The sequence below is a fragment of the Pseudomonas sp. GD03903 genome (genome assembly GCF_029840045.1).
Classification (GTDB): domain Bacteria; phylum Pseudomonadota; class Gammaproteobacteria; order Pseudomonadales; family Pseudomonadaceae; genus Pseudomonas; species Pseudomonas pseudonitroreducens.
The window spans coordinates 26,439-51,747 of sequence record NZ_JAOCBT010000008.1; the positions used below are offsets into that span (position 1 = coordinate 26,439).

At 66.3% G+C, this 25,309-nt stretch carries 21 protein-coding genes; 6 read left to right on the forward strand and 15 right to left on the reverse strand.

Annotated elements, in window-relative coordinates; translation table 11 throughout:
• Positions 1–50: 50 nt before the first annotated feature.
• The 11 genes from purD to N5C91_RS14450 all read right to left on the reverse strand — a co-directional run bounded on the left by purD (position 51) and on the right by N5C91_RS14450 (position 12,926).
• A complete protein-coding gene (gene purD / locus N5C91_RS14400) occupies positions 51–1,340 on the reverse strand; it encodes a phosphoribosylamine--glycine ligase (protein ID WP_236198984.1) in 1,290 nt (429 codons plus the stop codon).
• A gap of 236 nt (positions 1,341–1,576) precedes the next feature.
• Positions 1,577–3,178 (reverse strand): bifunctional phosphoribosylaminoimidazolecarboxamide formyltransferase/IMP cyclohydrolase, encoded by a 1,602-nt coding sequence (gene purH, locus N5C91_RS14405; protein WP_236171361.1) that lies wholly within the window; start codon positions 3,176–3,178, stop codon positions 1,577–1,579.
• Positions 3,179–3,268: 90 nt separating this feature from the next.
• Complete coding sequence (gene fis / locus N5C91_RS14410) at positions 3,269–3,589, reverse strand: DNA-binding transcriptional regulator Fis (RefSeq protein WP_024766365.1); 321 nt, start codon at positions 3,587–3,589, stop codon at positions 3,269–3,271.
• Positions 3,586–4,593 carry a tRNA dihydrouridine synthase DusB gene (gene dusB / locus N5C91_RS14415; RefSeq protein WP_236171439.1) on the reverse strand — a complete coding sequence of 336 codons (1,008 nt, stop codon included), beginning with the start codon at positions 4,591–4,593 and terminating at the stop codon, positions 3,586–3,588. Before dusB ends, fis begins: the two co-directional genes overlap by 4 nt.
• Positions 4,594–4,815: 222 nt before the next feature.
• The gene (locus tag N5C91_RS14420; RefSeq protein WP_279830206.1) at positions 4,816–6,429 is read right to left on the reverse strand and encodes a DUF3426 domain-containing protein; all 1,614 of its coding nucleotides are present in this window, start codon (positions 6,427–6,429) and stop codon (positions 4,816–4,818) included.
• Between the two features lie 60 nt (positions 6,430–6,489).
• Positions 6,490–7,368: a 50S ribosomal protein L11 methyltransferase gene (gene prmA / locus N5C91_RS14425; protein WP_279830207.1), complete on the reverse strand. Its 879-nt coding sequence runs from the start codon at positions 7,366–7,368 to the stop codon at positions 6,490–6,492.
• A gap of 191 nt (positions 7,369–7,559) precedes the next feature.
• A complete protein-coding gene (gene accC, locus N5C91_RS14430) occupies positions 7,560–8,909 on the reverse strand; it encodes an acetyl-CoA carboxylase biotin carboxylase subunit (RefSeq protein WP_054906434.1) in 1,350 nt (449 codons plus the stop codon).
• A 17-nt stretch (positions 8,910–8,926) separates the two neighbouring features.
• Positions 8,927–9,391: an acetyl-CoA carboxylase biotin carboxyl carrier protein gene (gene accB / locus N5C91_RS14435; RefSeq protein ID WP_081515610.1), complete on the reverse strand. Its 465-nt coding sequence runs from the start codon at positions 9,389–9,391 to the stop codon at positions 8,927–8,929.
• A 24-nt stretch (positions 9,392–9,415) separates the two neighbouring features.
• A complete protein-coding gene (aroQ, locus tag N5C91_RS14440; protein ID WP_015479055.1) occupies positions 9,416–9,859 on the reverse strand; it encodes a type II 3-dehydroquinate dehydratase in 444 nt (147 codons plus the stop codon).
• Positions 9,860–10,008: 149 nt separating this feature from the next.
• Complete coding sequence (gene dsbD / locus N5C91_RS14445) at positions 10,009–11,856, reverse strand: protein-disulfide reductase DsbD (protein ID WP_279830379.1); 1,848 nt, start codon at positions 11,854–11,856, stop codon at positions 10,009–10,011.
• A 161-nt stretch (positions 11,857–12,017) separates the two neighbouring features.
• The gene (locus N5C91_RS14450) at positions 12,018–12,926 is read right to left on the reverse strand and encodes a LysR family transcriptional regulator (RefSeq protein ID WP_279830208.1); all 909 of its coding nucleotides are present in this window, start codon (positions 12,924–12,926) and stop codon (positions 12,018–12,020) included.
• Positions 12,927–13,041: 115 nt separating this feature from the next.
• Between N5C91_RS14450 and N5C91_RS14455 the strand changes: the two genes are divergently transcribed.
• Both N5C91_RS14455 and speB read left to right on the forward strand, forming a co-directional pair.
• Positions 13,042–14,133, forward strand: a complete 1,092-nt coding sequence (locus N5C91_RS14455) for a polyamine ABC transporter substrate-binding protein (protein WP_279830209.1) — start codon at positions 13,042–13,044, stop codon at positions 14,131–14,133.
• 154 nt (positions 14,134–14,287) lie between these two features.
• Positions 14,288–15,250 carry an agmatinase gene (gene speB / locus N5C91_RS14460; protein WP_279830210.1) on the forward strand — a complete coding sequence of 321 codons (963 nt, stop codon included), beginning with the start codon at positions 14,288–14,290 and terminating at the stop codon, positions 15,248–15,250.
• 256 nt (positions 15,251–15,506) lie between these two features.
• Here speB and N5C91_RS14465 read toward each other — a convergent pair whose 3' ends face one another.
• The gene (locus N5C91_RS14465; RefSeq protein WP_279830211.1) at positions 15,507–17,474 is read right to left on the reverse strand and encodes a methyl-accepting chemotaxis protein; all 1,968 of its coding nucleotides are present in this window, start codon (positions 17,472–17,474) and stop codon (positions 15,507–15,509) included.
• 132 nt (positions 17,475–17,606) lie between these two features.
• Complete coding sequence (locus N5C91_RS14470) at positions 17,607–19,217, reverse strand: PleD family two-component system response regulator (RefSeq protein WP_236171369.1); 1,611 nt, start codon at positions 19,215–19,217, stop codon at positions 17,607–17,609.
• 288 nt (positions 19,218–19,505) lie between these two features.
• On the opposite strand from N5C91_RS14470, the gene N5C91_RS14475 reads away from it, so the two are divergent.
• From N5C91_RS14475 to speA, 4 genes are all read left to right on the forward strand, one after another.
• The gene (locus N5C91_RS14475; RefSeq protein WP_236198978.1) at positions 19,506–20,570 is read left to right on the forward strand and encodes a DUF2333 family protein; all 1,065 of its coding nucleotides are present in this window, start codon (positions 19,506–19,508) and stop codon (positions 20,568–20,570) included.
• 3 nt (positions 20,571–20,573) lie between these two features.
• Positions 20,574–21,113 carry an NUDIX hydrolase gene (locus N5C91_RS14480; RefSeq protein WP_236198977.1) on the forward strand — a complete coding sequence of 180 codons (540 nt, stop codon included), beginning with the start codon at positions 20,574–20,576 and terminating at the stop codon, positions 21,111–21,113.
• Positions 21,114–21,448: 335 nt separating this feature from the next.
• On the forward strand, positions 21,449–21,820 hold the full coding sequence (locus N5C91_RS14485; protein ID WP_015479046.1) for a translation initiation factor Sui1: 372 nt from the start codon (positions 21,449–21,451) through the stop codon (positions 21,818–21,820).
• Positions 21,821–22,092: 272 nt separating this feature from the next.
• A complete protein-coding gene (gene speA / locus N5C91_RS14490; protein WP_236198975.1) occupies positions 22,093–24,006 on the forward strand; it encodes an arginine decarboxylase in 1,914 nt (637 codons plus the stop codon).
• 453 nt (positions 24,007–24,459) lie between these two features.
• Here speA and N5C91_RS14495 read toward each other — a convergent pair whose 3' ends face one another.
• On the reverse strand, positions 24,460–25,161 hold the full coding sequence (locus N5C91_RS14495; RefSeq protein ID WP_279830212.1) for an anaerobic ribonucleoside-triphosphate reductase activating protein: 702 nt from the start codon (positions 25,159–25,161) through the stop codon (positions 24,460–24,462).
• Positions 25,158–25,304 (reverse strand): anaerobic ribonucleoside-triphosphate reductase, encoded by a 147-nt coding sequence (nrdD, locus tag N5C91_RS14500; RefSeq protein WP_024766965.1) that lies wholly within the window; start codon positions 25,302–25,304, stop codon positions 25,158–25,160. Before nrdD ends, N5C91_RS14495 begins: the two co-directional genes overlap by 4 nt.
• Between the last annotated feature and the right edge of the window lie 5 nt (positions 25,305–25,309).

Genomic DNA, 25,309 nt, shown 5'->3' on the forward strand with positions numbered 1-25,309 from the left:
GGGACCGGCGTGCAGGAGGCGCCCGACGAGGGACGCCTCCGCCCGTCGGATCAGCCTTCGCCGCGCTCGCGAGCGATGGCGCGATAGCCGATGTCGGTACGGTAGAAGCTGCCGTTCCAGCGGATCTTCTCGGCCAGGCGATAAGCCTGCTGCTGCGCGGAGGAAACGCTCGGGCCGATGGCGGTGGCGCACAGTACGCGGCCGCCGGCGGTGACGATCTGGCCGTCCTTGAGCGCGGTGCCGGCGTGGAACACCTTGCCGTCGAGCTTGGCGGCTTCGTCCAGGCCTTCGATGACGTCACCCTTGGCGTAGTCGCCCGGGTAACCGCCAGCAGCGATCACCACGCCCACGGTGGGACGCGGGTCCCAGGTGGCTTCGACCTTGTCCAGCGCCTTGGCCAGGGCGGCCTCGACCAGCAGGACCAGGGAGGATTCCAGGCGGACCATGATCGGCTGGGTTTCCGGGTCGCCGAAGCGGCAGTTGAACTCGATAACCTTCGGCTTGCCGCTCTTGTCGATCATCAGGCCGGCATACAGGAAGCCGGTGTAGACGTTGCCTTCCTCGGCCATGCCGCGCACGGTCGGGTAGATCACTTCATCCATCACCCGCTGGTGCACGTCCGGGGTGACGACCGGAGCGGGGGAGTAGGCGCCCATGCCGCCGGTGTTCGGGCCGCTGTCGCCGTCGCCGACGCGCTTGTGGTCCTGGCTGGTGGCCATGGGCAGTACGTTCTGGCCGTCGACCATGACGATGAAGCTGGCCTCCTCGCCGTCGAGGAACTCCTCGATCACCACGCGCGAACCGGCGTCACCGAAGGCGTTGCCGGCGAGCATGTCGCGCACGGCTTCCTCGGCTTCGGCCAGGGTCATGGCGACGATCACGCCCTTGCCCGCGGCCAGGCCGTCGGCCTTGATCACGATGGGCGCGCCTTTCTCTTTCAGGTAGGCCAGCGCCGGCTCGACTTCGGTGAAGTTCTGGTAGTCGGCGGTGGGGATCTGGTGGCGCGCGAGGAAGTCCTTGGTGAAGGCCTTGGAGCCTTCCAGCTGCGCGGCGCCGGCGGTGGGGCCGAAGATGTCCAGGCCACGCGCGCGGAACAGGTCGACCACGCCTTTGACCAGCGGCGCCTCAGGGCCGACGATGGTCAGCTGTACGTTCTTCGCGGCGAAATCAGCCAGCTCTTCCAGGGCCAGCACGTCGATGGCGACGTTCTCGCACTTGGCTTCGGTGGCGGTGCCGGCGTTGCCCGGCGCGACGAAGACCTTCTGTACGCGCGAATCCTGCGCGACCTTCCAGGCCAGCGCGTGCTCGCGACCGCCGCTGCCGATGATGAGTACGTTCATTGGAGTTCTCCTGAACAGTTCCGGCAGTGCCGGATCGTTGGGTATCGCTTCGCTCCACCCAACCTACAAAAGCTTCACGACCAGCCCGTTCTTCACGAACCGATCTCAAGGGGCGCAATCGGGCCTGCAGATGCAAGGCGCCCGGCCCTTCACCCAGCGGAGTTGCCTTCTGGCAATGAGCATGGGGGAAGGGCCGGGCAACGCCGCAGATGCGGGTCCGAGTGCGTCCTTACCGCTTAGTGGCGGAAGTGGCGCATGCCGGTGAAGACCATGGCTATGCCGGCCTCGTCGGCAGCGGCGATCACTTCGTTGTCACGCATCGAGCCACCCGGCTGGATCACCGCGGTGATACCGGCCTTGGCCGCGTTGTCGATGCCGTCTCGGAACGGGAAGAAGGCATCGGAAGCCATGACCGCACCTTTCACTTCCAGGCCGGCATGCTCGGCCTTGATGGCGGCGATGCGGGCGGAGTTCACGCGGCTCATCTGGCCGGCGCCGACACCGACGGTCTGACGCGCCTTGGCGTAGACGATGGCGTTGGACTTGACGAACTTGGCGACTTTCCAGGCGAAGATCAGGTCGTGGATTTCCTGCTCGCTCGGGGCGCGCTGGGTGACGATCTTCAGGTCATCGGCGGTGATCATGCCGATGTCGCGACTCTGCACCAGCAGGCCGCCGTTGACGCGCTTGAAGTCCCAGCCGGCAGGGCGCTCGGCCGGCCACTCGCCGCATTCCAGCAGGCGCACGTTGGCTTTGGCAGCGACCACGGCGCGAGCCGCTTCGGAGACTTTCGGGGCGATGATGACTTCGACGAACTGACGGTCGACGATGGCCTGGGCGGTCTCGCCGTCCAGCTCGCGGTTGAAGGCGATGATGCCGCCGAAGGCCGACTCGGTGTCGGTGGCGTAGGCCAGGTCATAGGCCTTGCGGATGCCGCCTTCGTTTTCCGGAACCACGGCCACGCCGCACGGGTTGGCGTGCTTGACGATGACGCAGGCCGGCTTGACGAAGCTCTTCACGCATTCCAGCGCGGCGTCGGTGTCGGCCACGTTGTTGAACGACAGTTCCTTGCCCTGCAGCTGGATGGCGGTGGAGACACTGGCTTCGCCGCCCTCGACGTAGAACGCCGCGCTCTGGTGCGGGTTCTCGCCGTAGCGCATGTCCTGGGCCTTGATGAACTGGCTGTTGAAGGTGCGCGGGAACTGCAGGCGGTTCTCGGTGGACAGGGTTTCGGCGTCCTGGTCGATGGTGCCCAGGTAGTTGGCGATCATGCCGTCGTAGGCGGAGGTGTGCTCGAACGCCTTGAGGGCCAGGTTGAAGCGCTGGGCGTAGGTCAGGCCGCCGTCCTGCAGGGCCGCGATGACGCCTTGGTAGTCGGTGGAGTTGACCACGATGGCGACGTCCTTGTGGTTCTTCGCCGCGCTGCGAACCATGGTCGGGCCGCCGATGTCGATGTTCTCGATGGCGTCCGGCAGGGTGCAGCCGGGCTTGGCCACGGTTGCCGCGAAGGGATACAGGTTGACCGCGACCAGGTCGATCGGCTTGATGCCGTGTTCTGCCATGACGGCGCCATCGATGTCGCGACGGCCGAGGATACCGCCGTGGACTTTCGGGTGCAGGGTCTTCACACGGCCGTCCATCATTTCCGGGAAGCCGGTGTAGTCGGCCACTTCCACGGCGGCGATGCCATTGTCCTTGAGCAGCTTGTAGGTGCCGCCGGTGGAAAGGATCTCCACGCCAAGGGCAGCCAGCTCACGGGCGAAATCGACGACGCCGGTCTTGTCGGAAACGCTGATCAGCGCACGGCGGACGGGCAGGCGGGTGGTTTGGTCGGTCATAACGAGTTCCTAGAGGCTACAGGCTGCAAGCTGCAGGCTTCAGGCCCGAGCGGCTTGCCTGCCGCCTGCAGCCTGGGACCTGCCGCCGCGTCAGAGAAGATCGTACTGCTTGAGTTTCTTGCGCAGGGTCCCGCGGTTCAGCCCCAGCAGTTCGGAGGCTTTGGTCTGGTTACCCTTCACGTGGTTCATGACGGTTTCCAGCAGCGGCGCTTCGACTTCGCAAAGCACCATGTTGTACACGTCCGTGACCGGCTGCCCTTCGAGATGGGCGAAATAGTTGTGCAGTGCCTTTTCCACGCTGTCGCGGAGGGTCTGCCCCTCCTGCGTCGGAGTGGTCAGGTGCTGTTTAAGGTTGGCGTTGTCGCTCACGGGTGTCATTCCACTCACTAATGTCTCGGTCATCGTTGTCATGCGGCCACCCCATCTCCGTTATTGTGGCGCTCGGCGAAGAACTGCCTGACGCTGGCGCTCTGTGCATCCGTGTCCTGCAAACGATTGAACTGGGCGCGGAACTCCGCCGCGCCCGGTTGGGTTGCGAGGTACCAGCCCACATGCTTGCGGGCAATGCGCACACCCATTTCCTCCCCATAAAACGCATGCAATGCAGCGAGGTGTTCGAGCAGGATGCTCTGCACCTCGTGCAGACTCGGCGCCGGCAATAGCTCGCCGGTGCTCAGGTAATGATCGATTTCGCGGAAGATCCAGGGATTGCCCTGGGCGGCGCGGCCGATCAGCAGGGCGTCCACGCCCGTCTGCTCGAACACCTGCCGTGCCTTGCGCGGTGAATCGATATCACCATTGGCGAAGACCGGAATCGAAACTGCCTGCTTGATCGCCGCAATGGTTTCGTACTCCGCATCGCCGGTGTAGAGGTCGGCACGGGTCCTGCCGTGTACCGCCAGCGCCCGGATACCCGACTGCTCGGCGATCCGCGCCACCGTCACACCGTTCTTGTTCGCCCGGTCCCAACCGGTGCGAATCTTCAGGGTGACGGGAACCTCTACCGCCGCGACCACCGCCTCGAGGATGTCGGCTACCAGCCGTTCATCCTTCATCAGCGCGGAACCCGCAGCCTTGTTGCACACCTTCTTTGCCGGGCAGCCCATGTTGATGTCGATGATCTGGGCGCCGAGCTCCACATTGCGCTGGGCAGCTTCCGCGAGCATCTGCGGGTCGCCGCCGGCGATCTGCACCGAACGTGGCTGATCTTCGTTGTCGTGCTGCAGGCGCAGGCGCGACTTGCGGCTGTTCCACAGGCGGACGTCGCTGGTGACCATCTCCGAAACCACCATGCCGGCGCCGAGGCGGCGGCACAGCTGGCGGAACGGACGATCGGTGACGCCGGCCATCGGGGCCAGGATCAGTCTGTTGGGCAGTGTGTAGGAGCCGATGCGTACCACCGACTGGATTTCCATGGTCAATGGGGCGGGAACACCGAGGCGCCGCGCGTTGTACCACTCGCGGATGCGTTTCGGGGCCTGCCACCGGTGCTAGCAAAAAAGGGAGGGCATGATACCCGCTCTCGATGACCGGATAAAGGCGATTTTGGATAAATTCTGAACAGCTTCGGGCTTAGCACCCAAGGTAGGAAGACGAGTGGAACTGGCGCTCTCAGGCGCTTTGAGCTACCCGCCGGGTCATTCCGGCGAGTGGAAGCTCAGGCTGTAGTTCACCGCTTTCGGGCCCGGATCGAGGATGTCCAGGGAGATGTGGATCGGCGTCTGCGGCGGCATCTCGCTCTGCCCGGCCAGCTCGCCGGAGAGGTATTCGCTGGGCTTGAAGCGGCGGCTGGCGATCAGTTGGCCGTTCAGGTCGGCGAAGCGCATCTCCAGCAGCGGGAAGGGCTGGGAGAAGTTGGCGCGGTTGTAGATGATCGCGTCGACCACCAGGGCACCGCTGAAGTCCGGGTGGCTGCGCACCACCAGGTTGCTGCTGCGGATCTGCTCCACGTCCACCTTGGAGGGCAGGGTGCAACCCAGCTCCGGGCAGGCCTGGGCAAACCAGGGGCGGTACTGGTCCTGGCGCGCCAGTTCGTCGAAGTGGTAGGCGATGTACTGGCCGGCGAGGCCGGCCAGCGCCAACACGATCAGCAGCAGCCAGAACAGGCGGCGACCCCAGCGGCTCTTGGGCTTCTGCCAGTCGAGCTGCAGGGGTTCGTCGCTCAGGTCGTGCAGGCCGCCATTGTTCACGGCGGGTTCGGCGCGACGCTTGTCGCCGCGCTGGTCGGCCAGCGTTGGCTCATCGTCGTGTTCGTCCTCCGCCTCGGGCTCGTCATCATCGCGACGGGCGCTGAAGGTCGGAAGGTGCTCATCGTCACTCTCGACGCGCAGGGGCGCCGGGTCGATTCGCGGTTCGTGCTCCGACTCGTCTTCGGGCGCTTCCGGCTCGGCTTCCTGGCTGGCCACCAGGCGTGCGCTGGCGGGAGGTGCCGACGGCTCGTCGGCGGGCAGGCGGCCAAGGCTGGGCTCCTGGCGGGAAACTCGATTGGCGCCGCTCTGTTCTTCCTCCAGCAAGGCTTCGGCCCAGCGCTCGTCGTGCGGGTCGCGCTTCTCTTCCTGGCGGGACTGCAGGGCCTCGCTCGGGCGCGGCGCGCGTTCGATGCTGAGGAACTCCTGGGACAGCTCGAACTCATCGAGCTTGGCCAGTTCCTCGTCGAGATTGAGGCTGTCCAGGTCGAGATCGTCGTGGATCCACAGCGTTTCGTCTTTCTTTGCTGGCGCGCCTGCGGGTCTGGCTGGCTCGCTGGTGACGGTCGCGGCCGGGGCGATCACCGCAGTCGCGGCAATGCCCGGGGCAGGTTCGGCAGCCGGTGTCGGTTTTGTTTCCACCTGCGGTGCAGTGATGGCGGGCTTTTCCGCCACATCGCTGGAGTGCCGCGCCGCATGGGGCGCCAGTGGCCAGCCGAGAGTGGCGGTGCCGGGCGCGTTGGGTGCGGCAGGTTTCTCCGGTGTGAAAGTGCTGAAGGCTGGCGGGGGGATCGGCGCCACTGCCGCTGGCTCCGGAGCCTTGGTCGGAGCCGCTTGCACGATCGGCTCCGGGGCGGTTGCCGGTGTGCGGGCTTCAATGGACGGCGCCGCGGCGGCCGTCGCTGCCGGCGTCTGGGTGGGCTCGCCCACCATGTTCTGCGGCGCGTTGAACACCTTCAGGCAGGTTCCGCAGCGCACAGCACCGCTGGCCGCGCCCAGTTGCGCCGCGTTGACGCGGAAGCGGGTCTGGCAATGGGGGCACTGTGTGATGAAGCTGTCGCTCATGCGGCGGTCCGGCGGAAAAATCTGGCGGTTAGTCTAACTCAAGCCCCGTACGGCAGGCACTCAGCGGCGGCGGCCGCTGATGCGGATCCAGCCGTCGCGCTCGGCGGTCGGGTCGAGGTCGAAGGCGTCGGCATAGGCGGCGCGCACTTCCTCGGCCTGCTCGGCGAGGATGCCCGAGAGGGCCAGCAGGCCACCGGATTTCACCAGGCCGGTGAGCTGCTCTGCCAATGTGACCAGCGGCCCGGCCAGAATGTTCGCCACCAGGACGTCCGCTGGTTCCTTCGGCAGATCAGCGGGCAGGTAGACGGGGAATTTCGCCGGGTCGATGCCATTGCGCGAGGCGTTGTCGCGCGAGGCTTCCAGCGCCTGCGGGTCGATGTCGGTACCGACCGCCTGCTCGGCGCCCAGCAGCAGCGCGGCGATGGCGAGGATGCCCGAGCCGCAGCCGAAATCCAGCACCTGCTGACCGGCCAGCTGCTGGCCGTCGAGCCATTCCAGGCACAGCGCGGTGGTCGGGTGGGTGCCGGTGCCGAAGGCCAGGCCCGGGTCGAGCAGCAGGTTCACCGCTTCCGGCTCCGGGGCGTCGTGCCAGCTGGGGACGATCCACAGGCGACGGCCGAAACGCATCGGCTTGAAGTTCTCCATCCAGCTGCGTTCCCAGTCCTGGTCCGCAATGTGTTCGATCTGGTGCTGGGGCAGTTCGCCGCCGGTCAACAGGGTCAGATGGGCGATCAGCGAGGTTTCGTCGGTGTCCGCCTCGAACAGCGCGAGCAGATGGGTGTGGCTCCACAGCGGGGTGGTGCCCAGGTCCGGCTCGAAGATCGGCTGGTCTTCGGCGTCCATGAAGGTCACGGAGACGGCGCCAACTTCCAGCAGTGCATCTTCATAGGTTTCCGCCTGATCCGGGGTGATGGCGAGTCGGACTTGAAGCCAGGGCATGGGGCGGTACCTCGATAGTGCTGGGATGGCGCTGGAAAAGACAACGGACCGCCCAGGCGGCCCGCAGATAAAGGCGGCAAGCTTACTGCACGGCACCCTGCCATGCCAGCGTGCAGGGCCCACAAAGCACAAGGGCCGCCCGGAGGCAGCCCTTGTGGTGGAGCGAGGCAAGGCAGGCTTGCGACAAGCGTTTAGTGCTTGTCCATGCCCAGCTTCTTCTCCAGGTAGTGGATGTTCACGCCACCCTTGCAGAACTCTTTATCGCGGACCAGCTCCTTGTGCAGCTCGGTGTTGGTCTTGATGCCATCGACGATCAGCTCGTCCAGCGCATTACGCATGCGCGCCATGGCTTCGTCGCGGTCCTTGCCGTAGGTGATGATCTTGCCCACCAGCGAGTCGTAGTTCGGCGGTACCGCGTAGCCGCTGTACAGGTGCGAATCCACGCGCACGCCGTTGCCGCCCGGGGCGTGGAAGTGCTTCACCTTGCCGGGGCTGGGCATGAAGGTCTTCGGGTCTTCGGCGTTGATCCGGCATTCCAGCGCATGGCCACGGATGACCACGTCCTCCTGCTTGAACGACAGCTTGTTGCCCGAGGCGATGCTGAGCATCTCCTTGACGATGTCGATCCCGGTGACCATCTCCGACACCGGATGCTCCACCTGCACGCGGGTGTTCATCTCGATGAAGTAGAAGCGGCCGTTCTCGTAGAGGAACTCGAAGGTGCCGGCGCCACGGTAGCCGATTTCCACGCAGGCCTGGACGCAGCGGGCCAGCACTTCGGCGCGGGCTTTCTCGTCGATGCCCGGGGCGGGGGCTTCTTCCAGTACCTTCTGGTGACGACGCTGCAGGGAGCAGTCGCGGTCGCCCAGGTGGATGGCGTTGCCCTGGCCGTCGGAGAGCACCTGGACTTCCACGTGGCGCGGGTTGGTCAGGAACTTCTCCAGGTAGACCATCGAGTTGCCGAAGGCCGCGCCCGCTTCGGTGCGGGTCAGCTTGGCGGACTTGATCAGGTCTTCCTCGTGATGCACGACGCGCATGCCGCGCCCACCACCGCCACCGGCGGCCTTGATGATCACCGGATAGCCAACCTCGCGGGCGATGGCCAGTGCGGTTTCTTCGTCTTCCGGCAGCGGGCCGTCGGAGCCCGGTACGGTCGGCACGCCGGCTTTCTTCATGGCGTCCTTGGCGGACACCTTGTCACCCATCAGGCGGATGACGTCGGCGCTCGGGCCTATGAAGGTGAAGCCGGAGCGTTCGACCTGCTCGGCGAAGTCGGCGTTCTCGGCGAGGAAGCCGTAGCCGGGGTGGATACCCACGGCGCCGGTGACCTCGGCCGCGGCGATGATCGCCGGGATGTGCAGGTAGGACTGCGCGGCCGGGGCCGGACCGATGCAGACCGCTTCGTCGGCCAGCGACAGGTGCATCAGTTCACGGTCGGCGGTCGAGTGCACGGCCACTGTCTTGATGCCCAGCTCCTTGCACGCACGCAGGATGCGCAGCGCAATTTCGCCGCGGTTGGCGATCAGTACTTTTTCCAACATCGCAGGCTCCCCGCGTTTTAAACGATGGTGAACAGGGGCTGGTCGAATTCGACCGGCTGGCCGTTCTCCACGAGGATCTGACCGATCACGCCACTGGTCTCGGCTTCGATGTGGTTCATCATCTTCATGGCTTCGACGATGCAGAGGATGTCGCCTTTCTTCACGCTCTGGCCGACTTCAACGAAGTTGGCGGAGGTCGGCGAGGCAGCGCGGTAGAAGGTGCCGACCATCGGCGAGCGCACGGCGCCGGCGAGGTTCTGCGCAGCCGGGGCGGCTTCAGCGGCCGGAGCGGCGGCAGCAGCAGCGACCGGGGCAGCGGCGGGGGCCGGAGCGTAGGCAGGGGCGGCAGCATAGATCGGCTGGGCGGCGGTCTTGCTGTGACGGCTGATGCGTACGGACTCTTCGCCCTCTTTGATCTCCAGTTCGTCGATGCCGGATTCTTCGAGCAGTTCGATCAGTTTCTTGACTTTACGGATGTCCATCAGTGTTCGCTCTCCCAGGTGAGGTCACGGGCGTTCAAGTTGTTCGAGGGCGGATTCCAGGGCCAGGCGGTAGCCTGTGGCACCCAGACCGCAGATCACCCCTACCGCCACGTCGGAGAAGTAGGAGTGATGCCGGAAAGGTTCACGTTTGTGCACGTTGGAGAGGTGCACTTCGATGAATGGGATGCTCACTGCGAGCAATGCGTCACGTAGCGCGACACTTGTATGCGTGAAAGCGGCCGGATTGATCAGGATGAAATCCACGCCTTCGTTGCGCGCGGCGTGGATCCGGTCGATCAGTTCGTACTCGGCGTTGCTCTGCAGGTGCATCAGGTGGTGGCCGGCCTCGCGGGCGCGGCGCTCCAGGTCCTGGTTGATCTGCTCGAGGGTGACGGAGCCGTACTTGTCGGGCTCGCGGGTGCCCAGCAGGTTGAGGTTGGGCCCGTGCAGTACCAGTAAGGTCGCCATGTGGAAGCTGTTGTCCTTTTTCTTGGCGGGAAACGATAGGGCGGGACTATGCCGGAAAGCCGACGTGACTGTCCAGTCATGCTGGTTTTGCCGTAGATGTCAGCATGTTGCCAGCTGATTACGGCAAAACCGTTGCAGTCAAATGCCCCTCAGGAGCGCGATCCGGCCTGTTTCAGGTGGTCGGCGAGGGTGGCCGCGTCGGTTTCGCCGATGATGCGCAGATCGCTCCATTCGTCGCCTTTTGGCGAGAAGAACAAGAGCGCGGGCGGACCGAACAGGTTGTAGCGGTCGAGAAGGGCGCGCTGCTCCTCGGTGCTCGCGGTCATGTCGAAGCGCAGCAGGACGAAGCCGGGCAGTTGCGACTGGACTTCCGCTGCCGGCAGCACCTGGCGCTCGATGATCTTGCAACTGATGCACCAGTCGGCGTACCAGTCCAGCAGCACCGGGCGACCGGCGGCGGAGGCGCTGCGCAGCGCGGCATCCAGTTGCGCCGGGGTGGTGATGTTCTGCCAGTCACCGGGAGTGGAGCTTGGCGGCCCGGCGTGGCTGCTGACGCCGCTGCGGCCCAGCGGGTGCAGTGGGTCGGATTCGCCGCGCAGCGCGCCGGTCCAGGCGGCTACGGCGTAGACCAGCAGCATCAGCCCGAGCAGTTGGCCAAGGCGCTGCAGCGGCCGCTTCGGCCCCAGTTCGAGGGTGCCGATGGCCAGGGCGATGCCGCCGGCCAGGGTGCCCCAGAGGGTCAGCGAAACCGGGCCGGCGACGATGCGGTCGAGCATCCAGATGGCTACCGCCAGGAGCATCACGCCGAAGACGTTGCGCACGCCGGTCATCCAGGCGCCGCTCTTGGGCAGCAGCGCCCCGCCGCCGACGGCGAAGATCACCAGCGGCGTGCCCATGCCCAGGCCCAGGGAGAACAGCAGCAGGCCGCCGCCCACGGCGTCGCCGGTGCTGCTGATATACAGCAGCAGGCCGGCCAGCGGGGCAGTGACGCAGGGCGATACCAGCAGGCTGGAGAGCACGCCCAGGGTCGCCGCGCCGGCGATGGAGCCGCCGCGGGTATTGTTCGCCAGGTTGTCCAGGCGCTCGCGCAGGAAGCCCGGCAGGCGCATCTCGAAGACACCGAACATGGCGACGGCGAAGACCACGAAGAAGGCCGCGAAGGGGATCAGCACCCAGGGCGACTGCAGCATCGCCTGCAGGTTGAGCTTGGCGCCGAACAGACCCATCAGGGTGCCGAGTACCGCATAGCAGGCGGCCATTGGCAGCACGTAGGCCAGCGACAGCGCCAGGCCGCGCATGCCGCCCGGGCGCCCGCGCAGCACGACGCCGGAGAGGATCGGCAGCATCGGCAGCACGCAGGGGGTGAAGGTCAGTGCCAGGCCGAGGAGGAAGAAGATCGCCAGCGCGCGGCCGAGTTTCTTGATCTTGCCCGGCTCATGGTCGCCCAGCAGGCTGGCCAGCGGGTTGCCGGATGCGCTTGCGGGTTTGGCGGCGGGAGCAGGGCCTTTCAGTACGCTGGCGGCCTGGCCGTCGGCGATCTGCAGGCGAGTGGTTTCCGGCGCATAGCACAGGCCCTTGTCGGCGCAGCCCTGGTAGTTGACGACCAGGGTGAAGGGCTTGTGCTGCGGGTTCAGCAGCGGCACGTCGATGTCGGTGATGGCGTAGTAGACGACGGTGTCGCCGAAATAATCGTCGTGGTGCTGCTTGCCCGGCGGCAGCTTCACGTCGCCGACGCTCACGCCACTGTCGGCCGGCTCGACCTTGAAGCTGAAGCGGTGCTGGTACAGGTAGTAGCCGTCGGCATTGATGAAGCGCAGCTTCACCTGCTGGCTGTCGCTGTCCTCGACGCTGACGCGGAAGGCCTCGGCCACCGGCAGGAAGTCGCCCTTGGCCGGCTGGCCGACAGCGAAGCCGCCCTTGTCGGCGGGTTTGTCGAACAGGCCGGCGGAAGCGGGCAGGGCGACCAGGAGCAGGAGCAGGGTAAGCAGGCGGCGCATGGACATCTCGCGGACTACGTAATGGGCGGGCATAAGACTGGCGGGCATGATAGCGGAAAGCTTCCGGCGCAGCCCGAGGCGATGCCCGACGAGCTGTCACAAGAAGTGATCGAGGCTGTGGGACTGTGCTGACGAGGCTCGGTTCCCTTTGCCGTACTGCGTCAATCTGCCGCGTGCTGGCCGAAGGCTGCCAGCAGGTCGCTGACGAAAGCCTGTTCGGCGTCGCCGGGATGGCGACCGCGATGGCGGGTCAGGCTGAAGGCGACGTTGAAGCCCAACTCGCCCGCCAGCAGCTCGCGCAATTGACCGCGCTCGATCCAGGGCTGCGCGACGTGCCGGGGCAGGTAGCCGATGTGCGCGCCGGAGAGGATGAACGCCAGGCTGCCGTCCACCTGCTCGCAGCGTGCGCTGCTGTGGCTGGTCTGCAACGGTTCGTCGGCGGCGATGAAGCGGTAGGGGTGCAGCACCTGGTCGGCGTCGGCCAGGGAATCGCGGGTCGGCCTTTTCTCCCTGAAGGCTGGGTGGCCGGCACCGCAGTACAGCCCCTGTGGCTCGCTGAACAAGGGCGTGTGCTGCAGCGCAGCCTGGGTGCCGGCGAAGTAGCCGACCGCCAGGTGCAGCCGGTCCTGCAGCAGCAGGCGCTCCAGTTCGGCCGGCGTGGCGGTGAGCAGGTCGAGGGTGACCGCCTCGTTGCGCTGGCGGAAGCGCCGGATGGCGTCGGACAGCCGCGCCAGCACGCTCTCTTCGAGGCTTTCCGAGAGGCCGATGCGCACCTCGCCGAGTAGTTTGTCGGCCACCCCGCGCGCCTCGTCGCGGAAGTCCTCGATCGACAGGAACAGCCGCCGCGTTGCCTGCAACAGGTGCTCGCCCTTGGGCGTCAGACGGAAGCCGCCCTTGCCGCGCTCGCACAGGCGATAGCCCAGGCGCGTTTCCAGCTTGGCCATCTGAATGCTGATGCTCGGCTGGCTCAATCCCAGCTCTCCCTGCGCAGCGCTGAAGCCGCCGCATTCGACCACGGTGACGAACAGGCGCAGCAGTTGCAGGTCGAGGTCGCGCAATTGGCTGAGCATGGTGGTCCCCAAACATTGTCCGGATGAAATGCCAAAGTAATTAACTTTGTATTTTTACAAAGTAAAGCTCGCCCCATGCTCGCCGCATAACCACAACAACTCCGAGGCGATGATCATGCGTGTGTTCTTCCGGGCGACTCTCGCGGCCCTGGCCGTGGCGCTGGCCGTGCCCCTGCAGGCGCAGGAGCGGGTGCTCAACCTCTACAACTGGGCGGATTACGTCGGCGCCGACGCCCTGCAGCGGTTCCAGAAGGAAACCGGCATCCGCGTCAAATACGACACCTTCGACAGTGCCGAGGTGCTCGACAGCAAGTTGATGACCGGCCGCAGCGGCTACGACGTCGTCTTCCCCGCCAGCAGCGGGCTGGCTCGCGCGATTCAGGCCAAGGCCGTGCAGCCGGTGGACGATGCGCAGCTGAAGAACTTCGCCAACCTCGATCCGGAACTGCTGGCCAAGCTCGCCAGCATCGACCCGGGCAATCGCTTCGGCGTGCCCTACACCTGGGGCACCGTGGGCCTGGCGATCAACAAGGACGCGGTGCTCAAGCGTATCCCCGATGCGCCGCTGGACAGCCTCGACCTGCTGTTCAAGCCCGAGTACGCCAGCCGCCTGGCCGACTGCGGCATCTCGCTGATCGATTCGCCCCAGGAAGTCATCAGCGTGGCGCTGAACTACCTCGGCAAGTCGCCCTACAGCACCGACCCGGCCGACCTCGCCCAGGTCCGTGAACTGCTGGGCAAGCTGCAACCCAACGTGCGCTACATCGCCAGCGGCAAGCACATCAATGACCTGGCCAATGGTTCGCTGTGCGTCGCCCTGACCTACACCGGCGATGCGCTGATGGGCGCCGCGCAGGCCAAGCAGGCGAACAAGCCGTTCGAGGTGATCTACCGGATACCCAGGGAAGGCACGCTGATCTGGTTCGACACCATGGCCATTCCGGTGGACGCCCCGCACCCACAGGAGGCGCGCGTCTTCATCGACTTCATGCTGCGTCCGGAGTCGATCGCCGAACTGACCAACACCCTGTACTTCGCCAACGCCAACCAGAAGGCCACGCCGTTGCTGAATGCCGATGTCGCCGGCGACCCGGACATCTACCCGCCGGCGGCGATGCGCCAGAAGCTGTTCGGCGAGCAGTTGCTGACGCTCAAGCAGCAGCGCGAGCGCACGCGGCTGTGGTCGGCGTTCCGCACCCGTAGCTGACGGGCAGGCCGGCTTTCGTCGGGCGGAAAACGCGCCAGCGTTATCCGCCGAGCTGAACCAAGGCCGGCGGATAACCTGTTCCAGGTTATGCGCCCTACGCAGCGGACGTTCACCCGAATCACCGTGACCCACCGATAACCAAGATGAGGAAGCCATGGATCTCGCTAACGACAACGACCAGGCCATCACCCGCGACAGCCTTTACGGCACCGCAGCCGAATCCACCTATGCCGGCATCACCAGCTTCATGCGCCGCCGCTACAGCCGCGATCTGCGCGGCGTCGACCTGGTGGTCAGCGGCGTGCCCTTCGACACCGCCACCACCAACCGCCCCGGCAGCCGCTTCGGACCGCGGGCGATTCGTGCGGCTTCGGTACAGATGGCCTGGGCCCGGCACTTCCCCTGGGAGTTCGACCCCTTCGACCACCTCGCGGTGATCGACTATGGCGACTGTTCGTTCGACCACGGCGTACCGCAGGAAACCCCGGAGGTCATCGAAGCCCACGCCGCGCGAATCCTCGACGCCGGCTGCGCGCTACTGACCCTGGGCGGCGATCACTTCATCAGCTACCCGCTGCTGAAGGCCCACGCGAAGAAGCACGGGCCGCTGTCGCTGATCCACTTCGACGCGCACAGCGACACCTGGCCGGACGAGGACTGTCAGCGCATCGACCACGGCACCATGTTCTACCACGCGGCCCGCGAGGGACTGGTCGACCCGTCGCGCTCGGTGCAGGTCGGCCTGCGCACCACCAACGACGACGTGATGGGCTTCCAGGTGCTGGATGCCCGCGAGGTGCACCGCAACACACCTCAGGCCATCGCCGAACGGATCCGCGCGCGGGTGGGCGACAACCCGGTGTACCTGACCTTCGATATCGACTGCCTCGACCCGGCCTTCGCCCCGGGCACCGGCACGCCGGTCTGTGGCGGGCTGAGTTCGCACCAGGCGCTGGAAATCCTCCGCGCATTGCGTGGGATCAATCTGGTGGGGATGGACGTGGTGGAAGTGGCGCCGCCCTACGACAGCGCCGAGATCACCGCGCTGGCCGGCGCCACCCTGGCAATGGAGATGGTTTGCCTGTATGCGGCGCGGCACAAGCTGGGCGAGCGTTGAGTTCGGCCTGAAGAGCGTTCGCGAGCAAGAACTGGGCGTCTCCCTCGCTCCTACGAAGAGCGCCCCTGTAGGAGCGAGCTTGCTCGCGAACCGCCGCAGCGCCTGCGTTCCCGGGAAAAACTGGACGTAGGATGGGTGGAGCGCAGCGATACCCATCGATCCCGCCCTGCAGCATGGGTATCGCTGCGCTCCACCCATCCTACAAAAGCCGGCCCCCTGCCTGTAACGTCGAACGTTTTACACGCCAGGCTCGGTCTCAGACCCGAAACGTCCGCACGGCGGTATGCAATGCGCCGCCCAGTTCCTGCAGCTGCTCGCCCTGGCTGCGGCCCTGGCCGATCAGGCGCAGGTTCTGGCTGCCCAGCTCGTGGATGCGTTCGCTGTGCGAGCGGATCTCGCTGACCGCGCCGCTCTGCTGCGCGGAGCTTTCGGCGATGCGCTCGGCCATGCTGGCAATGGTGCGGATGGCGCCGACCACCTCGTCCAGTGCGCCCTCGGCGGCGCCGGCCTGGTTGGCGGTAACTTGCGCATGCTCGACCTGGCTGCGCATCGCCTCCACCGATTGCCGGGCGGCCTGCTGCAGGCGCGCGGTGAGCTGCTGGATTTCCTCGGTGGCGCCGGCGGTGCGCAGGGCCAGCGAACGCACTTCCTCGGCCACCACGGCAAAGCCACGGCCCTGCTCGCCAGCGCGAGCGGCTTCGATGGCGGCGTTGAGCGCGAGGAGGTTGGTCTGCTCGGCAATGGAGCGGATCACCCCGAGCACGCTGCCGATGGTCGCCGATTCTTCGGCCAGGTTCTCGATCGCCTGGGCGTTGTTCTGCACCTCGTCCACCAGTGCGCGCATGCCGTTCAGGCTGTTGCCGATCACCTGTTGGCCCTGCTCGACGGCCATGCCGGCGGCGTGGCTGGCCGAGGCCGCCTGGCTGGCGTCACCGGCCACCTGCTGGATCGCTGCTTCCATATCGCCCAGCGCGTCACGGATTTCCCCGGTGTCGCTGGCCTGGCGCTCGGCACCGGCGTGCAGGCCACCGCTGAGTTCGGCCAGGGCGCGACTGCTGCCGGCGACTTCCTCGGCGCGCTGATGGATGGTGCCGACCAGGGTGCCGAGGAAGTCGCGCAGGCGATTCAGCGACTCCTGCAATTCCACCAGGTCGCGGGTGCGGGTGGCCAGGGTGATGGGTTTGGCGAAGTCACCGCGGGCCCAGGTCGAGAGCGCCGGGACCAGTTGGCCGAGCACTCGCGCCAGGCGGCGTTGCAGGGTGTCGATGAGTAGCGCGGTGGCGAGGATCAGGGCGATCAGCGCGCCCTGGATGACACGCACCTGCGCCTGAATCTTCGAGCGCTCTTCGCGCACCTGCGGCTCCAGGGTCGCCAGGGCCTGCTGTACCGCGCCCACGCGCTGGGCGGTGGCGTTGGCCAACTGCTGGCGCTGGGCGATCAACTGGCGGGTGCGGTCCAGTTCATCCGGGTAGCGGCGCAGCACGCTGGCCAGGTCGCGCTTGAGGGTGACGCCACGGTCCTCGCTCTGCGCCTCGGCGGCCGGCTGGGATTCCAGGCCCATCATCGAGGCGAAGTCGTCGGCGGCGGAGGCCTGTTGTTCCAGTACGCCCAGTAGCGGCAGGGCGTCGATACGCTCGGCTAGCTGGCGCAGGGTTTCCAGCTCGCGCTGGATGTCCTCGGCCAGCGCTGGATTGCCGCTATCCACCAGCTTGGCGCGGGCATGGGCCAGGCGCGTCAGGTGCAGGCCGGCCTGCAGCAGCGGGGTGCGGTACCCGGCGGCGGCGGGGTTCTGGCTGGCGTCGGCATAGGCGCCGAGTTGGTCCAACGCCGCCAGCAGGTCGCGCTCGGCTTGCAGCAGCAGGCCCTGCGGGTCACCGGCCAGCTTGCCGGCGGCGAGCAGTTGGCTGCCGCTGAACTGGTGCAGTTCGTCGAGGCTCTGGCCGAGCAACTGGCTGAGGCTGTCGGGCAGTTGTGGCAGCTCCTGGGCGAGTTCGTCCAGCCCCTGCTGGGCGGCTTTCTGCTTGAGTGCGTCGCCGCTGGCGAGGTACGCCTGGATGTTCTGCGCGACCCTGCGCTCGAAGCCCTGGGAGAGTTCCAGGTAGCGGTCCATCAATGTGAAGGGGCGTTCCAGGGCGCGTTGCGACCACCACAGGGTGGCGCCCAGGGCGAGGCACACGAGCAGGAGCAGGAAGGTGTTGAGGTTGGTGAGCAGCTTGAGGCGCATGGCAGGTCTCGACCGACAGCGGAAAAACGGCGAGCCCTGAACCTATTGCAGTTTGGTTACTGGCTGATGACACGGTGCCAGTATTCGGTCGGAAATGGCGCGGCAGAGCGCCGCGCGGGGGAATCTCGGTGGTTACCTGTAGACCTCGACGCGGTTTCGACCGCCGTGCTTGGCGGTGTACAGCGCCTCGTCGGCCTGCTTGGCGAGGGTCTTGATGTCCATCTCCTCACCCAGCTCGGCGATGCCGCAGCTGAAGGTGCAGGAGAGGTCGTGGGGCTGCGCCGGGTAGTGGATCTCGGCGAAGCGCTGACGGATTTCCTCCAGCACCTTGCGCGCCGACTCGGCGTCGGTGTCCGGCAGCACCACGGCGAATTCCTCGCCGCCGTAGCGGCCGATGTGGTCGGTCTTGCGCAGGCGCTGCTTGAGGAACAGCGCGAGGCTCTTGATCACCCGGTCGCCCATGGGGTGGCCATAGGTGTCGTTGACCCGCTTGAAGTGGTCGATGTCGAGCATCGCGAAGGTCAGCGGGCGCTCGTCGCGGCGCGCACGGAAACGCGCGTCGTCGAGCAGTTGCAGGGTATGGGTGTGGTTGTACAGGCCGGTGAGGCTGTCGCGCACCATCCGCGCCTTCAGGCTGCGCGCGCGGGCGGCGCGGTTGCGCACGGTGGCGATCAGGTGGCGTGGCTTGATCGGCTTGGTGAGGAAGTCGTCGCCGCCCTCGCTCATGGCGTCGAGCTGCTTGTCCAGGTCGTCCTCGGCGGACAGGTAGATGATCGGCACGCTGACATGCCGCTCGTGCTGGCGGATCACCTTGGCCAGCTCGGTGCCCAGGCACTCGGGCATGTACATGTCGAGGATGATCAGGTCCGGCTGGAACTCCGCCAGCTCGGCCATCACCGACAGCGGCGCGGTGAGCGCGCGGGTGACGATGCCGGCGCTGTTGAGGACCATCTCGGTGTGCGCGGCCTGGGCGCGGGAGTCGTCGACGATCAGCACGCGGAACGGCTCGTAATGAGCAACGCGGGTGAGCGTCTCGATCTTCTCCAGCAGGCCGGAGGCGTCCAGGGCACCGCTGAAGAAGTCCTGGCCGCCGGCGCGGGCTGCGGCCAGTCGCGTCGGAGTGTCGGTTTCTTCATGGCTGAAGAACAGCACCGGCAGCTTCTGTTTCAGCCCGGCCTGGGCTTCGTCGGCGAGCGCCAGGCCCTGGCCGTTGGCGAAGTCGATTTCCATGATGATGGCCGCCGGGTGGCGGTCGGCCATGGCGGCGCGGAAGGCGGTGGCGTGCTCGCAGGGCTGCGCGGCCATGCCGAAGAATTCCAGCTGCTGGGCCAGGCGCTCGGCGCGCTCGAGGTCCTGCAGGGCCAGGTAGACCGGCTTGCGCAGCGGCGGCAGGTGGGTGTGCTCGAACTGGTCGCCATGGCGCAGGCCGGTGCGCGACAGGCGCTGCATCAGGCGGTTGAGCTCGGTGATCAGCTCGCTGGAAAGGCGCCCGCGGTTGTCCTGCACGGCACGCAGACACTGGTCGATGGCCTTGGCCAGGTCCGCATGTTCGGCCTGCTCGAAGCGTTCGGCGTAGCGCTGCAGGCGCAGGCAGGCCTCGGCCAGCTCGGCCATTCCGGCGCTGTTCCACTCCGAACGCGACAGGCGCTGCCAGACCTCCAGCAGGTGGCGGGCCTGGTGGATCACCCGCTGGGCGAAGTGATGCTTGAGGCGGTCGAGGGATGGATCGTCGAGCTCGGTCATCGCGCGCTTCTTTATAGGGCCGTACCGGCGGCCTGCGGGGCGAATATGTTTCCGCCGTGATACACACTGATGGCCCTATGCTACCAATCCTTGATGGCAATAACAGTGCCTTCGGTCAAACATCCGAAGCTTTGTAATTCGCAGCATTACCTAGCACCATGCGCAGGGTAGGCTGCGCTGGTCTGCCTGGCTGCTGCATGCTTGCGCAGCGAGGCCTAAAATCGCGGCACCCTGGGGCCGGTTGCGGGTCCAAGCTATCTTCGAATTCGGGACATCAAGGAACTTGCCATGTGGAACTGGAAGAAACGCGGCACCGTGCGTGATCGCGTGGATGACACGGTAGACAATGCACGCGCCTACTTCGGCGGCCCCTGGCTGGGTCGCGTACTGGGCGGCCTGCTGGGGGCCTACCTGGTGGTCTGCGGGGTGATCGGCTGGTACTGGAGCCAGGAGCCGGACCTGTTCCCCGTGCAGCAGAACGCCCAGGCCGCCGCCGAGCGCGCCGGCCGGCAGATGGTGGTGGGCTACACCACGGTGGAAACCCTCAAGGAAGTGGTCGCTACCATCCTCAACAAGCCGGGTGGCTATCTGTCCAACGACATCTTCCCGCCGGGCGTCTGGCTGGACAACATGCCCAGCTGGGAATACGGCGCCCTGGTCCAGGTGCGCGACCTGTCCCGCGCGCTGCGCAAGGACTTCGCCCGCTCCCAGTCGCAGTCCACCGAGGACGCCGACCTGGCGCGCGCCGAGCCGCGCTTCAACTTCGACAACAAGAGCTGGGCGCTGCCGTCCTCGGAGTCCGAGTACGCCGAAGGCATCAAGTCCCTGGACCGCTACCTCGCTCGCCTCTCCGCCGATCCGGCCGGCGCGCAGTTCTACGCCCGCGCCGACAGCCTGAACAACTGGCTGGGTGACGTTTCCACCCGCCTGGGCTCGCTGTCCCAGCGCCTCTCGGCCAGCGTCGGGCGGGTCAAGCTGAACACCAACATCACGCCGATGCAGCCGGTGACTCCGGGGCAGGCGCCGGAAGTCGAGGAAGTGATCCAGGAAACCCCCTGGATGCAGATCGACAACGTGTTCTACGAAGCCCGTGGCCAGGCCTGGGCGCTGTCGCACATCCTGCGCGCCATCGAGGTGGACTTCGCCGACGTGCTGGCGAAGAAGAACGCCACCGTCAGCGTGCGCCAGATCATCCGCGAGCTGGAGGCCGCCGAGGCGCCGCTGTGGAGCCCGATGGTCCTCAATGGCAGCGGCTTCGGCGTGCTGGCCAACCACTCGCTGGTGATGGCCAACTACATCTCCCGCGCCAACGCCGCGATCATCGACCTGCGCCAACTGCTGGCCCAGGGCTGATCGATGGAAGGCATCAGCGACAAGGAAGCCGCCCACCGGGCGGCTTCGGACGCCGAGAAGATCGCCTGGGTCGACGACGACGACCAGTTGCTGGGCAGCCTGCCGCGCGCCGAACTGCGCGCACGCGGGCTGATCGGCCGGGGCACCTTCATCCTGCTGTTCAACTCTGCCGGCGAGCTGTGCGTGCACCGTCGTACCCTGAGCAAGGCGGTCTACCCCGGCTACTGGGACCCGGCCGCCGGCGGCATGGTCCAGGCTGACGAGAGCTACGCCGAGTCCGCCGCCCGCGAGCTGGAAGAAGAACTGGGCATCGCCGGCGTCGAGTTGCGCGCGCACGGCACCTTCTTCTTCGACCAGCCGGACAACCGCCTGTGGTGCGCGGTGTTCTCCGCGGTTTCCGATGCGCCGCTGCGGCTGCAGCCGGAAGAGGTGCTGGAAGCGAAATTCATCGACCCGCACCAGGCGCTGGCCGAGGCCAAGGCGGGCGCGCTGTATTGCCCGGATTCGCTGGCGGCGCTGCGCAAGTACCTGGTCAGTTTCTGATACGTGCTCCCGGTGACGTCGAGGCCGCCGGGGAGCTATCGCGGACGGAGTCCGCTCCTACACAAATGCTGACCCTGGCGTAGGAGGGGACTCCGTCCGCGATCGCTCGATCCGACTTCCAGTTGCCTTGAAAAGAAGGCATGTCGCCAAACCGCCGATCAATGACGCATTTTCGCTCTTAGCATTTGCCTTCAATGCTGCTAAATTGCGCGACCTTTCCGGCAGGGTCCTCCACCGGGAATTGCGCAGCCCCTGCCTGAGTGGGGCGTCGCGGTCGGCACCCGCCGGCCATTCGTTGACCTGGCCGTGAAAGGCCAATCCTGGGGAAACGCCCGGTGGTCAAGAAAGCATCCTCCCTGTCCGCCCTCGGCGGGCTCGTCTACTCCACTGATTCCGGCCGGCATTGCCCGGACTGCAATCAGCCCATTGGCGCGTGCATCTGCAAGCAGGCCGAGATTCCGGCCGGCGATGGCATTGCGCGCGTGCGTCGTGAAACCAAGGGCCGCGGTGGCAAGACCGTGACCACGGTGACCGGCGTGCCGCTGGCGGCCGATGCGCTGAAGGACCTGGCCACGGCGCTGAAGAAGCGCTGCGGCACGGGTGGCGCGCTGAAGGACGGCATCATCGAGATCCAGGGCGACCACGTCGACCTGCTGCTCGAAGAGCTGACCAAGCGCGGCCTCAAGGCGAAGAAATCCGGCGGCTGAGCCGTCTCTCCCGACAGATTCTCCTCTGCAGAGAAGGGGTTCCAGGCGGTGTGCATCGAGTGCAGCGCCGGCAAGCCCTTTCCCTAGATGGGAGATTTTTCGGCGCGCCCTGGGCGTGTCGTCGGATTTTCCTAAACTTACCGCCAAAGCAGGCGGTCAACACGGCAACGTCACAAGGCCCGGCTAGGTTTACCCGACCAGGCATTGACGACTCTCCCGCACGCCGGGCGGGCGCCTGCACACATTCGCGCAAATTGAGGAGACCACCCCGCATGGCCGCTAGACGGACCCGCAAAGACGACGGCAGCAACTGGACCGTGGCTGACAGCCGCAGCATCTACGGAATTCGCCACTGGGGTGCGGGCTATTACGCCCTCAATGACGCCGGTAACGTGGAAGTTCGCCCGCAGGGCGCCGATGCCCAGCCGATCGATCTGCACGTCCTGGTCGAGCAGCTGCGCGAGGCGGGCCTGTCGCTGCCGCTGCTGGTGCGCTTCCCGGACATCCTCCAGGACCGCGTGCGCAAGCTTACCGGCGCTTTCGACGCCAACATCGCGCGCCTGGAATACAGCAGCCGCTACACCGCGCTGTACCCGATCAAGGTGAACCAGCAGGAAGCGGTGGTGGAAAGCATCATCGCCACGCAGAACGTCTCCATCGGCCTGGAAGCCGGTTCCAAGCCCGAGCTGATGGCCGTGCTGGCGCTCGCTCCGAAGGGCGGCACCATCGTCTGCAACGGCTACAAGGACCGTGAGTTCATCAAGCTGGCGCTGATGGGACAGAAGCTCGGCCACAACGTGTTCATCGTGATCGAGAAGGAATCCGAGGTGCAGCTGGTGATCGAGGAGGCGGCCGTCATCGGTGTGCTGCCCCAGGTCGGCCTGCGCGTGCGCCTGTCCTCGCTGGCGTCCTCCAAGTGGGCCGATACCGGTGGCGAGAAGGCCAAGTTCGGCCTGTCCGCCGCGCAGCTGCTGTCGGTGGTCGAGCGCTTCCGCGCCGCCGGCCTGGATCAGGGCGTGCGCCTGCTGCACTTCCACATGGGCTCGCAGATCGCCAACCTGGCCGACTACCAGCACGGCTTCAAGGAAGCCATCCGCTACTACGGCGAACTGCGCGCCCTCGGCCTGCCGGTGGACCACGTGGATGTCGGCGGCGGCCTGGGCGTGGACTACGATGGCACCCACTCGCGCAACGCCAGCTCGATCAACTACGACATCGACGACTACGCCGGTGTCGTGGTCGGCATGCTCAAGGAGTTCTGCGACGCCCAGGGCCTGCCGCATCCGCACATCTTCTCGGAGAGTGGCCGCGCACTGACCGCGCACCACGCGGTGCTGATCACCCAGGTCACCGACGTCGAGCGCCATAACGACGAAGTACCGAAGATCACTGACCTCGCCGAACAGCCGGAGATCGTCCAGTGGCTGGCCGACCTGCTCGGCCCGACCGACGCCGAGATGGTCACCGAGACCTACTGGCGCGCCACGCACTACATGAGCGACGCCGCCGCGCAATACGCCGAGGGCAAGATCAGCCTGGCGCAGAAGGCTCTCGCCGAGCAGTGCTACTTCGCCATCTGCCGTCGCCTGCACAACCAGCTCAAGGCGCACCAGCGTTCGCACCGCCAGGTGCTCGACGAGCTCAACGACAAGCTGGCCGACAAGTACATCTGCAACTTCTCGGTGTTCCAGAGCCTGCCCGACACCTGGGCCATCGGCCAGGTGCTGCCGATACTGCCGATCCACCGCCTGGGCGAGGAACCGACCCGCCGCGCGGTGCTGCAGGACCTGACCTGCGACTCCGACGGCAAGATCACCCAGTACGTCGACGAGCAGAGCATCGAGACCAGCATGCCGGTGCATGACGTGAAGGAAGGCGAGGACTACCTGATCGGCACCTTCCTGGTCGGCGCCTACCAGGAAATCCTCGGCGACATGCACAACCTGTTCGGCGACACCGACTCGGTGAACGTCTACCAGAACGCCGACGGCAGCTACTACCACGCCGGCATCGAGACCCACGACACCATCGAGGACATGCTGCGCTATGTGCACCTGTCGCCGGAGGAGCTGATGACCCACTACCGCGACAAGGTCGCCGGGGCCAAGCTTACTGCGCGCGAGCGCACGCAGTTCCTCGATGCGTTGCGCCTGGGGCTGACCCGTTCGGCTTACCTGTCGTCCTGATGGATCGGCAGTCCGCGTGATCAAAGCCCCGCCTCGGCGGGGCTTTTTCTTGCTCTTCGTAGGAGCGAGCTTGCTCGCGAACAGACTCCACAGCCGGGCCTGGTTCGCGAGCAAGCTCGCTCCTACAAGAGACGCTGCGCCGCTGCGGGATATTAGCGTTCGAGGTTGCCCTCACCCTCTCCCAGGGAGAGAGGGGAGCGTTGGGTTCAGGAGAAAATCTTCGTCTCGGCCGGCACGGACTGCCCCCGTCCCAGAGGGAGAGGAGGCCAGCGGGGCAGGGAGAAATCGTCGCATCAGCCGACACGGGCTGCTTCCCTCCCGGAGGGAGAGGGGAGCGTTGAGTTCAGGAGAAATCATCGTCTCGGCCGGCACGGACTGCCCCCTCTCCCTGAGGGAGAGGGCTGGGGTGAGGGGGAAGTGCTCGCACGGACTTTCGGATGATGACCGTGGTTCCTAGCTGTCCTGGCGCAATTCGAAGTGCGGGAAAAGCGTTTCCAATTCCCGCCAGAAATCCCCGGCACCGTGTGGCACCGGCGTGGCTATCAGATCAGGGTCGAGCTGCCGCCCACTGCGGGCCAGTTGCACCACGAAATTATCCACCCCCAGTCCCCGCAGGCGCATGGCCAGGCGGCGCAGTTGTTCCAGGTCGAACAACTGCCAATGCACGGTCGTCCGGCACTCGTGTGCCACGCCGCTCTCCAGCAACAGTTCGAGGCTGCGCCAGTTGGCGAGGCCGCTGCGCTTCACGTCGGTGATGGCGTCCATGTCCTCGGCCAAGCCCTTCACGTCGAACCCGACCCAATCGGCATGCGGCAGTGCACGGGCAAAGGACTCCGGGCGGATGCCGGCGCTGTGCAGGCCGACGCGAAACCCCATCTCGCGAACGCTGGCCATGGCAGCGGGCAGGGCGTTCTGCAGGGTTGCCTCGCCGCCGCTGAAGACCACGCCTTGCAGCAACCCCTGGCGGCGACGGAGGAAGGCGAGGATGTCATCCCAGCAGATTTCCTCCTCACCGCGCGGCGCAATCAGCTCCGGGTTGTGGCAGTACCGGCAGCGCCAGGCGCAGCCCTGGCAGAACAGCACGCAGGCGAGCAGGCCGGGGTAGTCGAGGGTGGTCAGGGGCACCAGGCCCCCGACCCTGAGGGTTGCGCTCATCGCGTCTCGCGGAAGTGGCGGCGCTCGCGGTGTTCGGACTGCTTGCCGGCGTTGAAGGCCGACACCGGGCGGTGATAGCCCATTACGCGGGTCCATACCTCGCAGCGTTGGCGCTGGCTTTCAGGCAGTTGGTTGGCGGTCATCGGTG

Excerpts from the sequence above, each read along its gene's own strand:
- purD (WP_236198984.1), bottom strand. The coding sequence starts at position 1,340 with ATGAACGTACTCATCATCGGCAGCGGCGGTCGCGAGCACGCGCTGGCC.
- purH (WP_236171361.1), bottom strand. The coding sequence starts at position 3,178 with ATGACCGACCAAACCACCCGCCTGCCCGTCCGCCGTGCGCTGATCAGC.
- fis (WP_024766365.1), bottom strand. The coding sequence starts at position 3,589 with ATGACAACGATGACCGAGACATTAGTGAGTGGAATGACACCCGTGAGC.
- dusB (WP_236171439.1), bottom strand. The coding sequence starts at position 4,593 with ATGGAAATCCAGTCGGTGGTACGCATCGGCTCCTACACACTGCCCAAC.
- N5C91_RS14420 (WP_279830206.1), bottom strand. The coding sequence starts at position 6,429 with ATGAGCGACAGCTTCATCACACAGTGCCCCCATTGCCAGACCCGCTTC.
- prmA (WP_279830207.1), bottom strand. The coding sequence starts at position 7,368 with ATGCCCTGGCTTCAAGTCCGACTCGCCATCACCCCGGATCAGGCGGAA.
- accC (WP_054906434.1), bottom strand. The coding sequence starts at position 8,909 with ATGTTGGAAAAAGTACTGATCGCCAACCGCGGCGAAATTGCGCTGCGC.
- accB (WP_081515610.1), bottom strand. The coding sequence starts at position 9,391 with ATGGACATCCGTAAAGTCAAGAAACTGATCGAACTGCTCGAAGAATCC.
- aroQ (WP_015479055.1), bottom strand. The coding sequence starts at position 9,859 with ATGGCGACCTTACTGGTACTGCACGGGCCCAACCTCAACCTGCTGGGC.
- dsbD (WP_279830379.1), bottom strand. The coding sequence starts at position 11,856 with ATGCGCCGCCTGCTTACCCTGCTCCTGCTCCTGGTCGCCCTGCCCGCT.
- N5C91_RS14450 (WP_279830208.1), bottom strand. The coding sequence starts at position 12,926 with ATGCTCAGCCAATTGCGCGACCTCGACCTGCAACTGCTGCGCCTGTTC.
- N5C91_RS14455 (WP_279830209.1), top strand. The coding sequence starts at position 13,042 with ATGCGTGTGTTCTTCCGGGCGACTCTCGCGGCCCTGGCCGTGGCGCTG.
- speB (WP_279830210.1), top strand. The coding sequence starts at position 14,288 with ATGGATCTCGCTAACGACAACGACCAGGCCATCACCCGCGACAGCCTT.
- N5C91_RS14465 (WP_279830211.1), bottom strand. The coding sequence starts at position 17,474 with ATGCGCCTCAAGCTGCTCACCAACCTCAACACCTTCCTGCTCCTGCTC.
- N5C91_RS14470 (WP_236171369.1), bottom strand. The coding sequence starts at position 19,217 with ATGACCGAGCTCGACGATCCATCCCTCGACCGCCTCAAGCATCACTTC.
- N5C91_RS14475 (WP_236198978.1), top strand. The coding sequence starts at position 19,506 with ATGTGGAACTGGAAGAAACGCGGCACCGTGCGTGATCGCGTGGATGAC.
- N5C91_RS14480 (WP_236198977.1), top strand. The coding sequence starts at position 20,574 with ATGGAAGGCATCAGCGACAAGGAAGCCGCCCACCGGGCGGCTTCGGAC.
- speA (WP_236198975.1), top strand. The coding sequence starts at position 22,093 with ATGGCCGCTAGACGGACCCGCAAAGACGACGGCAGCAACTGGACCGTG.
- N5C91_RS14495 (WP_279830212.1), bottom strand. The coding sequence starts at position 25,161 with ATGAGCGCAACCCTCAGGGTCGGGGGCCTGGTGCCCCTGACCACCCTC.
- nrdD (WP_024766965.1), bottom strand. The coding sequence starts at position 25,304 with ATGACCGCCAACCAACTGCCTGAAAGCCAGCGCCAACGCTGCGAGGTA.